9 protein-coding genes are annotated in these 11,310 nt (G+C 70.1%); 7 read left to right on the forward strand and 2 right to left on the reverse strand.

The features are described from left to right. Nucleotides 1-13 precede the first annotated feature (13 nt). From ACTWQI_RS09185 to ACTWQI_RS09210, 6 genes are all read left to right on the forward strand, one after another. Nucleotides 14-1,246: a polyamine ABC transporter substrate-binding protein gene (locus tag ACTWQI_RS09185; RefSeq protein WP_443269247.1), complete on the forward strand. Its 1,233-nt coding sequence runs from the start codon at nucleotides 14-16 to the stop codon at nucleotides 1,244-1,246. A gap of 16 nt (nucleotides 1,247-1,262) precedes the next feature. Beyond that, complete coding sequence (locus tag ACTWQI_RS09190) at nucleotides 1,263-2,411, forward strand: ABC transporter ATP-binding protein (RefSeq protein ID WP_443269346.1); 1,149 nt, start codon at nucleotides 1,263-1,265, stop codon at nucleotides 2,409-2,411. Then, nucleotides 2,408-3,334: an ABC transporter permease gene (locus ACTWQI_RS09195; RefSeq protein WP_443269249.1), complete on the forward strand. Its 927-nt coding sequence runs from the start codon at nucleotides 2,408-2,410 to the stop codon at nucleotides 3,332-3,334. Before ACTWQI_RS09190 ends, ACTWQI_RS09195 begins: the two co-directional genes overlap by 4 nt. Continuing rightward, the gene (locus ACTWQI_RS09200) at nucleotides 3,334-4,155 is read left to right on the forward strand and encodes an ABC transporter permease (protein WP_443269251.1); all 822 of its coding nucleotides are present in this window, start codon (nucleotides 3,334-3,336) and stop codon (nucleotides 4,153-4,155) included. Before ACTWQI_RS09195 ends, ACTWQI_RS09200 begins: the two co-directional genes overlap by 1 nt. Nucleotides 4,156-4,160: 5 nt before the next feature. Next, on the forward strand, nucleotides 4,161-5,600 hold the full coding sequence (locus tag ACTWQI_RS09205; protein WP_443269252.1) for an NAD(P)/FAD-dependent oxidoreductase: 1,440 nt from the start codon (nucleotides 4,161-4,163) through the stop codon (nucleotides 5,598-5,600). A gap of 106 nt (nucleotides 5,601-5,706) precedes the next feature. Continuing rightward, the gene (locus ACTWQI_RS09210) at nucleotides 5,707-6,168 is read left to right on the forward strand and encodes a hypothetical protein (protein ID WP_443269253.1); all 462 of its coding nucleotides are present in this window, start codon (nucleotides 5,707-5,709) and stop codon (nucleotides 6,166-6,168) included. On the opposite strand, the gene ACTWQI_RS09215 is transcribed toward ACTWQI_RS09210, so the two are convergent. Together ACTWQI_RS09215 and gabT are read right to left on the reverse strand one after the other, a co-directional pair. After that, on the reverse strand, nucleotides 6,095-6,745 hold the full coding sequence (locus tag ACTWQI_RS09215) for a phosphatase PAP2 family protein (RefSeq protein ID WP_443269254.1): 651 nt from the start codon (nucleotides 6,743-6,745) through the stop codon (nucleotides 6,095-6,097). The genes ACTWQI_RS09210 and ACTWQI_RS09215 overlap by 74 nt on opposite strands. Nucleotides 6,746-7,151: 406 nt before the next feature. Then, nucleotides 7,152-8,501 carry a 4-aminobutyrate--2-oxoglutarate transaminase gene (gabT, locus tag ACTWQI_RS09220; RefSeq protein ID WP_443269255.1) on the reverse strand — a complete coding sequence of 450 codons (1,350 nt, stop codon included), beginning with the start codon at nucleotides 8,499-8,501 and terminating at the stop codon, nucleotides 7,152-7,154. A 434-nt stretch (nucleotides 8,502-8,935) separates the two neighbouring features. Between gabT and ACTWQI_RS09225 the strand changes: the two genes are divergently transcribed. Next, complete coding sequence (locus ACTWQI_RS09225; RefSeq protein ID WP_443269256.1) at nucleotides 8,936-11,284, forward strand: ATP/GTP-binding protein; 2,349 nt, start codon at nucleotides 8,936-8,938, stop codon at nucleotides 11,282-11,284. Nucleotides 11,285-11,310: the final 26 nt, after the last annotated feature.

The raw sequence follows: 11,310 nt of genomic DNA on the forward strand, positions 1-11,310 counted from the left end.
GAGTGGCTGGATCATGACGGAGCAGTACGAAACCCTGTCCGAGCCCGTACGCAAGGCGATGCGGCGCAGCCTCACTTCGGGGCGCGGCATGCTGGGCCGCCGCACCTTCCTCGGTGCCGCCGGGGCCGTTGCGGGCATGGGAGCGCTGAGCGCATGCGGGATTCCGCCGGCCGGCAAGGAGAGCGAGGGCGGAAAGTCCTCCGACGCCTCGGACAAGGAGAAGGTGGTCAACTTCTCCAACTGGCCGCTGTACATCGATGTCGACGAGAAGACCAAGAGGCGCCCCTCTCTTGAGGCGTTCACCAAGCGAACGGGCATCAAGGTCAAGTACAAGCAGGACATCAACGACAACAACGAGTTCTTCGGCAAGGTCAAGCCGCAGCTCGCCGCCGGCCAGGACACGGGCCGGGACCTGATATGTCTCACCGACTGGATGGCAGCCCGGCTGATCCGCCTCGGCTGGGCGGAGAAGCTCGACCCCGCCAACCTGCGCAATGCCTACGCCAATCTCGAGCAGCACCACCGCAACCCAGGATGGGATCCGGGCCGCACCTACTCCTACCCCTGGGCCGGCGTCATGACCGTGGTCGCCTACAACAAGAAGGCCACCAAGGGCAAGAAGATCGAAAGCGTCGAGCAGCTGCTCGAGGACAAGTCCCTGCGTGGCCGCGTCACCATGCTCACCGAGATGCGCGACACCATGGGCATGGTCCTGCTGGACATGGGCAAGAAGCCGGAAGACTTCACCGCCGACGACTTCGCCGCCGCCATCGCGAAGGTCCAGAAGGCCGTGGACAACAAGCAGATCCGCAAGTTCACCGGCAACGAATACGGCCAGGAGCTCGCCAACGGCGACATCGCCGCCTGCGTGGCCTGGGCCGGTGACTTGATCCAGCTTCAGGTGGACAGTCCCGACATCGAGTTCGTCATTCCCGACGCGGGCTTCATCCTCGCCAACGACAACCTCATGGTCCCCGCCAAGGCCCGGCACAAGAAGAACGCCGAGCTGCTGATCGATCACTACTACCGCCCGGACATGGCCGCCGAGCTCGCCGCCTACGTCACCTACGTCAGCCCGGTCGCCGGCGTGAAGGAGGAGCTGGCCAAGATCGACAAGGATCTGGCGAACAACCCGCTGATCATTCCCGACGCCAAGATGTCCGCCAAGGCACATGGATTCCGTGCGCTCTCCGCAAAGGAAGAGACCGCGTTCGAAGAGAAGTTCTCCAAGCTCATCGGTGCCTGACGCGAAAAAGGACAACATGAAAGACTTCTCCGGCGGTGAGGTCCGCCTCTCCGGAATCAGCAAGACCTACGGCTCCTTCACCGCCGTACAACCCCTCGATCTGACGGTGCCCGAGGGCTCCTTCTTCGCTCTGCTCGGTGCCTCCGGCTGCGGCAAGACCACCACGCTCCGGATGATCGCCGGGCTCGAGGAGCCGACGACTGGGACGGTGGTCCTCGGGGACAAGGACATCACCGCACTGCCGCCTTACAAGCGGCCGGTGAACACCGTTTTCCAGAGCTATGCGCTCTTCCCGCACCTGGACATTTACGAGAACGTCGCCTTCGGCCTGCGCCGGCGCGGCGTCAAGTCGGTGAAGCAACAGGTCGAGGAGATGCTCGAACTGGTGCAGCTCGGCCAGTACGCGGGCCATAAGCCCAGCCAGCTCTCCGGTGGCCAGCAGCAGCGCGTCGCCGTCGCCCGCGCGCTGATCAACCACCCGCAGGTACTCCTGCTCGACGAGCCGCTCGGTGCTCTCGACCTCAAGCTGCGCCGTCAGATGCAGCTTGAGCTCAAGCGAATCCAGACCGAGGTCGGCACCACCTTTGTGCATGTCACCCACGACCAGGAGGAGGCCATGACCATGGCCGACACGGTCGCGGTGATGAACGCCGGACGGGTCGAGCAGCTCGGCGACCCCGCCGACCTGTACGAGAACCCGCAGACGACGTTCGTCGCGAACTTCCTCGGCCAGTCCAACCTCATCGAGGCGGAGATCACCGGCAAGTCCGGCGACGACCTGCTGATGAAGGTGGCCGGGGAGAGGCTGACCCTGCCGACCGCGCGGTGCAGCGCGCGGTCCACCGCCGAGGGGAGTGCGGTTCTCGCCGGCGTCCGCCCGGAGAAGATCTCGATCAGCCACCGGGACGACGGCGACGACATCCCCGCCGGCCGCAACCGGATACCCGGCACCATCGTGGACTCCAGCTTCGTCGGAGTCTCCACGCAGTACCTGGTGAACAGCCCGGCGGGCCAGGAGATTGCGGTCTTCGAGCAGAACGTCGAGCGCGACTCCCGGCTTGCCCCCGGCGCCGAGGTCGTCCTGCACTGGAACCCGGCGCACACCTTCGGCCTCGATGCCGCCCAGGACATCGACGCCGGAACGGAAGAGGTGACGGACGAGTGACGGTCACCCAAGCCCCCTTCCAGGTGCCGGGGGCGCCGGGGGCGGTCGGCAAGGCCGCCGCCCGTCGGCGGCGGGTCCCCTATCTCCTGCTGTTCCCGGGTGTGGCCTGGCTGCTGGTGTTCTTCGTCGCACCGATGCTCTACCAGGCGTCGACCTCGGTGCAGACCGGCTCACTGGAGAAGGGCTACCAGGTCACCTGGCACTTCCAGACCTATGTGGAAGCGCTGGCCGACTACTACCCGCACTTCCTGCGGTCGCTGCTGTTCGGGGGCGTGGCGACGGCGCTGTGCATGGTGATCGGCTATCCGCTCGCGTACATGATCGCCTTCCGTGCGGGCCGGTGGCGCAATGTGCTGCTGGTGATGGTGATCGCGCCGTTCTTCACCAGCTTCCTGATCCGCACCCTGGCGTGGAAGACGATCCTGTCCGACGAGGGTCCGGTGGTGACCACGCTCGACTCCGTCGGCATCCTCCACCTCACCTCGGCGATCGGCCTGACCGAGGGCAGCCGGGTCCTCGCCACCCCGCTCGCAGTGGTGTGCGGTCTGACGTACAACTTCCTGCCCTTCATGATCCTGCCCCTCTACTCCAGCCTGGAGCGGATCGATCCCCGACTGCACGAGGCAGCAGGCGACCTGTACGCGAAGCCGGCCACCACTTTCCGCAAGGTGACGTTCCCGCTGTCCATGCCGGGTGTGGTGGCGGGCACGCTGCTCACCTTCATCCCGGCGTCCGGGGACTACATCAACGCCGAACTCCTCGGCACGACCAACCAGAAGATGGTCGGCAATGTGATCCAGTCGCAGTTCCTGCGCGTGTTGGACTACCCGACCGCCGCCGCTCTGTCGTTCATCCTCATGGCGGTGATCCTCGTGATCGTCAGCATCTACATCCGCAAGGCGGGGACGGAGGAGCTGGTCTGATGGCTGCCACGCGACGACGTCGCACATTCAGCCCGAGCAATTGGATCCGCCGCAACCTGGTGGTCTTCGCGGGCGTCCTCGCCCTCGGCTACCTGGTGCTGCCGAACGTCGTGGTGCTGGTCTTCTCCTTCAACCAGCCGGCCGGCCGGTTCAACTACGAGTGGCAGCAGTTCTCCACCCGCGCCTGGACCGACCCGTGCGGCGATGCCGACCTGTGCGAGTCGCTCGGCATCAGCCTGCAGATCGCGCTCTTCTCCACGATCGGCGCGACCATCCTGGGCTCGCTGATCGCCTTCGCTCTCGCCCGCTACCGCTTCCGGGGGCGGGCCGCGACCAACATGCTGATCTTCCTCCCGATGTCGATGCCCGAGGTCGTCATGGCCGCCTCGCTGGGCACGCTGTTCCTCAACATGCAGATCGACTTCGGCTTCTGGACCATCCTCATCGCGCACATCATGTTCTGCCTCAGCTTCGTCGTCGTGGCGGTCAAGGCGCGCGTGCTGAGCATGGACCCGTGTCTGGAGCAGGCCGCTCAGGACCTCTACGCCACGCCCGCCCAGACGTTCTTCCGGGTGACCCTGCCCCTTGCCGCGCCCGGCATCGCCGGCGGAGCGCTGCTGGCCTTCGCCCTGTCCTTCGACGACTTCATCATCACGAACTTCAACGCCGGCGCCACGGTGACCTTCCCGATGTACGTCTGGGGTGCGGCGCAGCGCGGCACGCCCGTACAGATCAATGTCATCGGCACGGCCATGTTCGCCGTCGCCGTCCTGTGCGTACTCGCCGGCCAACTGCTCGGCAGCCGCCGCAAGAGGAGCTGACCACCATGGCCGCACGCGCCATGCCGCACGCCGGGGGGAACACCCCCCGGCCTCCCGCCACCGCCGCCCTCGCCGACGCCCAGCCGGTCCCGTACTGGCTCGACGACCCGGACAAGCCCCGCGCCCGCCCCGCACTCGTCAGCGACGAGCACTGCGATCTGCTCGTCGTCGGCGGCGGCTACACCGGACTGTGGACCGCCCTCCTCGCCAAGGAGCGCGACCCCGCCCGCGACGTCGTCCTCATCGAGGCCAAGGAGGTCGGCTGGGCCGCCTCCGGCCGCAACGGCGGCTTCTGCGCCGCCTCCCTCACCCACGGCTTCGCCAACGGACTCGCCCGCTGGCCGGGCGAGCTGGCCGAGCTGGAGCGGATGGGGCAGCGCAACCTCGACGAGATCGAGTCCGCGGTCGCCCGGTACTCCATCGACTGCGCCTTCGAGCGGACCGGTGAGATCGACGTCGCCACCGAGCCACACCAGGTCGCTCCGTTGCGGCACACCGCGGAGCAGGCCGCCGAGTTCGGCAGCACGCTGTCCTTCCTGGACGGCGACGCGGTGCGGGCCGAGGTCGACTCGCCGACGTTCCTCGCCGGAGTGTGGGACCGCACGGGCGTGGCCATGCTCAACCCTGCCCACCTGGCCTGGGGACTCCGGCGCGCCTGCCGTGACCTGGGCGTACGGATCTACGAGCACACCCGGGCCACCGAACTCGCCCCACACGGCGGGGGGATGGCCGTCCGTACCCCCTACGGCCGGGTCTGCGCCCGTCAGGTCGCGCTGGGCACCAACGCCTTTCCGTCCCTGGTACGGCGGGTGCGCCCGTATGTCGTCCCGGTCTACGACTACGCGCTGATGACCGAACCGCTGACGGACGCTCAGCTGGCCTGCATCGGCTGGCGGAACCGTCAGGGCCTCAGCGACAGCGCCAACCACTTCCACTACTTCCGGCTGACCGCCGACAACCGCATCCTTTGGGGCGGCTACGACGTCGTGTACCACTACGGCGGACGGATCGCCGAGGAGTACCACCAGCGCCCCGAGACCTTCGCCAAGCTCGCCGGCCACTTCTTCCGCTGCTTCCCGCAGCTCGAGGGGCTGCGTTTCACCCACACCTGGGGCGGTGTCATCGACACCTGCTCCCGCTTCTCGCCCTTCTTCGGCACGGGCCACGGCGGCCGCGTCGCCTACGCCCTCGGCTACACCGGCCTCGGCGTCGGCGCCACCCGCTTCGGAGCGGACGTGATGCTCGACCTACTGAGCGGCGAGCGCACCGAGCGCACGCGCACGGAAATGGTCCGTACGAAGCCGCTGCCGTTCCCGCCCGAGCCGGTGCGCTGGGCGGGCATCGGCATCACCCAGTGGTCGCTGGCGCGGGCCGACGCGGGCGGCGGGCGGCGCAACCTCTGGCTCAGGGCGATGGACCGGGTCGGACTCGGCTTCGACTCTTAGTCGCGCCTCAGTCCCACCGTCCGAACCCGCGTAATTGTCCCCGTACTTCCCGCTCTTCCTCCGTGAGACGCATGCCCGGCGGCTCACACGGGAACGGAGGACCGGGATGACCGGCACGGGGGCGGCGAGGCGCGCGGTGGAATGGCTGGTGTCGGCGGCACCGGATCCCGACGCCTGTCGATGGGACTGGGAGCGCAACCCCCACAGCGTCACACTGCTGCCCGCCGGCAGGCTGTGGGACGTCCTCATCGTCCCGGGGCGACTCGGCTATCCGACCCTCGATGTGCTCACCCGCTGTGTCGACCGGCCGGGTCCCGTGCTCGCCGACTTCGGTGACGCCAGGATGGGCTTCTTCGTGCCCCCGGGGACGACCACCCGGTGGCTCGGTACGGGGGTACGCGCCGCCGGCCGCGGCACCTGGATCGTCGTGCCCTACCCGGGGCGCGTCACCGGGACCGTCCGCTGGCTCATCCCTCCGGACGGCACGGGCACCCTCAACGATTCCGTGGTCCTGGAGCTGGCGATGCACGAGGCGGCCGCGCGGCTCGCCCGGCCGACGGACGGCTGACGGCGTCGAGACGGCTGGCGGCGCCGAGCCGGCCGAAGGGGAGGAGACCGCTGACGGCGCAGAGCAGCGCACCGAACAGCAGCCAGCTGCCGAGGACGTCCAGCGGCCAGTGATAACCGCGGTGGACCAGGCCGGCCCCGACGGCGAGGTTCAGCAGCACGGCCACGGCCGCGAGGAGGCGGCGGGCAGCGGGACGGTGCAGCGTCGCGGCGAGGAGGAGCGCCGCCATCCCGTACGCGATCGTCGCCGTCGCCGCGTGGCCGGACGGGTACCAGCCGTACCCTTCCACGGGCCCCCACGGCCCCGGACGGCCGATCCAGACCTTGAGCGGAACGACCAGCGCCGGCACGGCGGCCATGGCGAGGGCGGCGGTGAGCGGCGGCAGCCACCAGCCGCGCACGCCGGTGCGCATGCCCCGCCACCCGGCCCATGCGGTGGCAGCGCCCAGTACGCACAGCGCGACCTGCATATTGCCCAGATCCGCACCGAGTTCGGCGACGGAGGACAGCCCGCCCGGGCGCGAGAGGCTCCGGCCCGCACGGATGTCGAGGTCCACCAGCGGCCCGGCGGCCGCCACTTGCCAGGTGAGGACGGCGAAAAGGACCGCGCAAAGGGCAGCCAGGAGAAGCGGGGAGGAGAAGACAGAAGGGAAGGAGAAGAAAGTCGGTCGCCCCAGAACAGGGGGGAAAGTTCCGGGGCGACCGTTGCGACCGGTGTGCCGCGCGCCCCGGGGGGTATGGGGCGGGCGGCCGTCCGATCGGTGAGGAGTTCCGGAGCCGACGGCTCCGATGGTGTGCGCGAGGGCACGGCCGGGTCGTTGCTGGGGATGCGCCGACTCGGCGTCGCCCGCAGTCCCCTGCGGGCGAGGTGTTTCTCTCATCTGCAGAAACCGTACGCCAGGCGGGGCGGGGCGGACAGCCGGAAAGCCCGTCCGCCATGGCCCCCGCACACATTCTTCACGCGGCCTCACACACGCGGCTCGGTCACAGACCGGCGAAGGCGCTTTCGAGGATGTCCAGGCCCTCGTTCAGCAGGTCCGCACCGATGACCAGCGGCGGCAGGAAGCGGAGCACATTTCCGTATGTACCGCAGGTGAGGACCAGCAGACCCGCCTGGTGGCACGCCTTCGCCAGCGCCGCCGTCGCCTCCGGATTCGGGTCCTTCGAGCCGGACTTCACCAGCTCGATCGCGATCATCGCGCCGCGGCCGCGGATGTCACCGATGATGTCGTACTTGTCCTGCATCGCGGTGAGCCGGCCCTTCATGACCTCCTCGATGCGCCGGGCCTTCGCATTGAGGTCCAGCTCGCGCATGGTCTCGATCGCGCCGAGCGCCGCCGCGCAGGCCACCGGGTTGCCGCCGTACGTGCCGCCGAGGCCGCCCGGGTGCGCCGCGTCCATGATCTCGGCGCGGCCGGTGACGGCGGCGAGCGGCAGGCCGCCGGCGATGCCCTTGGCGGTCGTGATCAGGTCCGGGACGACGCCCTCGTCCTCGCAGGCGAACCACTGGCCGGTGCGGCAGAAGCCGGACTGGATCTCATCCGCGACGAAGACGATGCCGTTGTCGTTCGCGAACTTCGCGATCGCCGGGAGGAAGCCCTTGGCCGGCTCGATGAAACCGCCCTCGCCGAGGATCGGCTCGATGACGATGGCGGCGACGTTCTCCGCCCCGACCTGCTTGGTGATGACGTCGATGGCTGCGGCGGCGGCCTCGGGGCCGCAGTTCTCCGGGCCGGTCGGCCAGCGGAAGGGGTACGCCAGCGGGGCGCGGTAGACCTCGGGGGCGAACGGGCCGAAGCCGTGCTTGTACGGCATGTTCTTGGCGGTGAGCGCCATCGTGAGGTTGGTCCGCCCGTGATAGCCGTGGTCGAAGACGACGACCGCCTGGCGCTTGGTGTGCGCCCGGGCGATCTTGACCGCGTTCTCGACGGCCTCGGCGCCGGAGTTGAACAGCGCGGACTTCTTGGCGTGGTCCCCGGGGGTGACCCGCGCGAGCTCCTCACAGACCTCCACGTAGCCCTGGTACGGGGTCACCATGAAACAGGTGTGGGTGAAGTCGGCGAGCTGGGCGGCCGCGCGGCGCACGACGGCCTCGGCGGAGGAGCCGACCGAGGTCACGGCGATGCCGGAGCCGAAGTCGATCAGCGAGTTGCCGTCCACGTCCTCGAGGACGCCGCCGCCGGCCCGTGCGGTGAAGATCGGCAGCACGGATCCGACGCCGCCGGCGACCGCGGCACTCCGACGGGCCTGCAGCTCCTGGGACTTCGGGCCCGGGATCGCGGTGACGACACGGCGCTCCTGCGGGAGCGAGGGGCCTCCGGCGGTTGCGGTCATGGTGGATCTCCTGTGGTCCTGGGGATGAATGGGGGCGTACTGGTCTTACGCGGTCCTTCGTGGTCTACCTACGCAGGCTAGGGCCGGGTGGCGGTGCGGGGCATGCTCCGATCGGTAGCGCTGGGCGTGTCGCGTTGTCCGCGGCGGACACAATTCCGCTCGCCGCGGTGGCCGCTCCGCGGCGGGGGGGCTTCGCGCGGGGGTGCGTCCGGGTGCCGGGGCCGGGGCCTCCGGGGTGGGGTTCTGGACCGTATATTTACGGGCCCTGGCGGCCCACAAATACACGTCAGCGTCCAGAACCCCACCCCTGCGACCCCGTCCCCTCCCGTGAGTGGCTCGGTGCGGGTTCGATCGATGAACTCCCCATCTGGGGCACTAGATTGAGCTAGGGCGTACGCGGATAAGGACCTGCTGGTCGGGGCGAGGGGTAGCGAATGGACACCGAGGGCACGTACGACCCGCGCGGCACGCGGTCCGGCCATGTGCCGCGGCCCGCCGGGCCGCCGCCCGGCGAGGGCGTCCCGCCGCGGCCTGACGCGCCGCCGGACGTCGTCGCGTGGCTTCGGACGGCCCGGCCTGAGGTCGAGCCCGGGACCTGGGCGTACCGCCACGTGCCACCGCCCCCGCAGGCCAAGCCCGACCGGGTCCCTGATCGTCAGCTGCTGGTCGGCGCGCTGATCTCGCTGCTGGCCGGGCTGCTGATCTGGTCGCTGTGGCTGAACAACTACATCCCGTACAAGCGCGTCCCGATCATGCTGGTCACGCCGGCCGACTGGTGGAGCTCGGCGTCCCTGGGGCGACCGACGACGCTGGAGGCGGTGGACGCCGCGGTCGTCTACGACGGACTGTTCGTCGGGCTGCTCGGCTATGTCTTCGGGCGCCTCGGCAACTGGCCCGAGGTGCTCAGACGGTTCGTCAGCGGCCGCGCACAGCCCGGCCGTGCCACCTTTGCGGCGCTGGGGGCGGCCCTGACGCAGCTGATTGTCTGGGAGCGCTGGCTGCCCGTCGTCGAACCGATCGTGATCCTGGTGCCCGACACCTGGTTGGCGGGCTGGGGCAACCACGTTCTGGCGGCGCTGGTCGTCTACTCGCTGTACGCGCTGATCGCGGCCGCGCTGCTGTGGCCGTTCGCCAAACTGGGGGACTGGGGGGCCGTCGTACGGCGGTCCCGCACGAGCCATGGCCCCCCGCAGCCCGTACCGGATGTCCCCGAAGTGTCCCAGGCGGACTGGCCGGAGCTCAGGGCGGCAGGGGAGACCGAGGCCGCCGACCGGCTCGCCGTCGAGCTGCGTGCGGGCCGGATGAACGACGTCGACTTCGTCCGGGTGCAGCGTGCCTGGACCTCGGCGCAGCAGGACCCCGCACGACTCGCCTCGTTCACGCGCACCGTCCTCAGCCACGGCGCGGCTGCCTGGGCGCACCCCTCGGGCGACCGCGACCTGCCACAGCGCACGGCCACCCACGATCTGCTCCTCGGCCAGGTGCGCATCGGCCGCTGCGCGGACCACGAACGCAACCCCTACCCGCGCCGGGGCTCCGGGGTCGCCCTGGACCCCGCACTGCTCGGCACCTCGCTGCTGGCGGTCGGCCCCCCGGGCGCGGGCAAGACGGGTCGGCTCGTCAGGCCCGTCGTCGAGTCCCTCGCCCTGCAGGCGCTCGCCGGGCAGTCCAGCGTCATCGCCGTCTGCGCCGCCGGAACACCTCTGGGCCCCGACGAGGCGTACGACGTCGTGGTCAGGCTCGGCGACCGGGCGTCCGTCCACGGCTTCGACCTGTACGGCGGCACCACCGACCCCGACGAGGCCGCCGCCTTTCTGGCCGAGGGCCTGGTCGGCGACCTCGACACCGTCGACAGACGACGCGCCGCCACCGCCCTGGCCCAGCTGCTCGCCCCGTACCGCGCAGCCCACGGCCGGTTCCCGGCCGTGCCCGAGCTGTACGAACTGCTGCACGGCACGCCGTCCGCGCTCAGCTCGCTGCAGGACGCACTCGACGCGGACGACCACGCCACCATGCGGCGTGAACTCGCCGCCCGGGTACGGCAGATGGGCATGGCGTCCGACCCCTGCCCGGCTCTCGCCGACCGGCTCGCCCTGCTCGACCGGCCCGCGCTCGGCGGCTTCTTCGACAGCGGCGGCCCGTACCGGCCGTTCGCGGTGGGCGCGCTGCCCCACCACCCGCTGCGGGTCCGTATCGACCTGCCGGAGCGCGGCCACACGGAGGCGTCCGGGCTGCTCGCCCGGCTGATCCTGGCCCAGTTCACCGCGATGGCCACGGCCCGCACCGACCGTTCGCGCTTCACCTGCCTGGTGCTCGACGACGCCACCGGCACACTCACCGCCGAGACGGTACGCGGCATCCAGTGCCTGCGGTCCGCGAACGCGGGCGTGGTGCTCGGCCTGCGCACCATCGACGACGTGCCGGAGCCGCTGCATGTCGCGCTGCTCGGCGCGGTCGGCTGCCAGATGGCCTTCTCCGGGATCACGACCTGGGACGGCAGGCGGTTCACGGAGGCGTGGGGCACGGAGTGGGTGGAGGCCAGGGAGGTCGCCCAGCGCACCGTCTTCGCCGACCAGCCGCTGACCCGGGCCATTCACGCCCTGCGCAAGCTGGTCACCGGCAAGGCCGTGGTGACGGACGCCGTGACCGTGCGGACGGTGGAGCGCGAGCGCTGGTCCGCTTCCGAGCTGGCCCGCTCCGTCCCGGCCGGACATGCGGTGATCTCCCTGACCACGGTCCGCGGTGAGCACGTACCGCCGGTGCTGGTCGATCTACGAGGCTGAGGTCCGGCGAGGGTGCCCCATGGGTG

The organism is Streptomyces sp. KR80 (assembly GCF_052245555.1).
In the GTDB taxonomy this organism is placed as follows: Bacteria; Actinomycetota; Actinomycetes; order Streptomycetales; family Streptomycetaceae; genus Streptomyces.

What these genes read in the sequence shown, in the direction of transcription:
- ACTWQI_RS09185 (WP_443269247.1), top strand. Translation starts at nt 14, where the DNA reads ATGACGGAGCAGTACGAAACCCTGTCCGAGCCCGTACGCAAGGCGATG.
- ACTWQI_RS09210 (WP_443269253.1), top strand. Translation starts at nt 5,707, where the DNA reads ATGACCGGCACGGGGGCGGCGAGGCGCGCGGTGGAATGGCTGGTGTCG.
- ACTWQI_RS09205 (WP_443269252.1), top strand. Translation starts at nt 4,161, where the DNA reads ATGGCCGCACGCGCCATGCCGCACGCCGGGGGGAACACCCCCCGGCCT.
- ACTWQI_RS09190 (WP_443269346.1), top strand. Translation starts at nt 1,263, where the DNA reads ATGAAAGACTTCTCCGGCGGTGAGGTCCGCCTCTCCGGAATCAGCAAG.
- ACTWQI_RS09225 (WP_443269256.1), top strand. Translation starts at nt 8,936, where the DNA reads ATGGACACCGAGGGCACGTACGACCCGCGCGGCACGCGGTCCGGCCAT.
- ACTWQI_RS09200 (WP_443269251.1), top strand. Translation starts at nt 3,334, where the DNA reads ATGGCTGCCACGCGACGACGTCGCACATTCAGCCCGAGCAATTGGATC.
- gabT (WP_443269255.1), bottom strand. Translation starts at nt 8,501, where the DNA reads ATGACCGCAACCGCCGGAGGCCCCTCGCTCCCGCAGGAGCGCCGTGTC.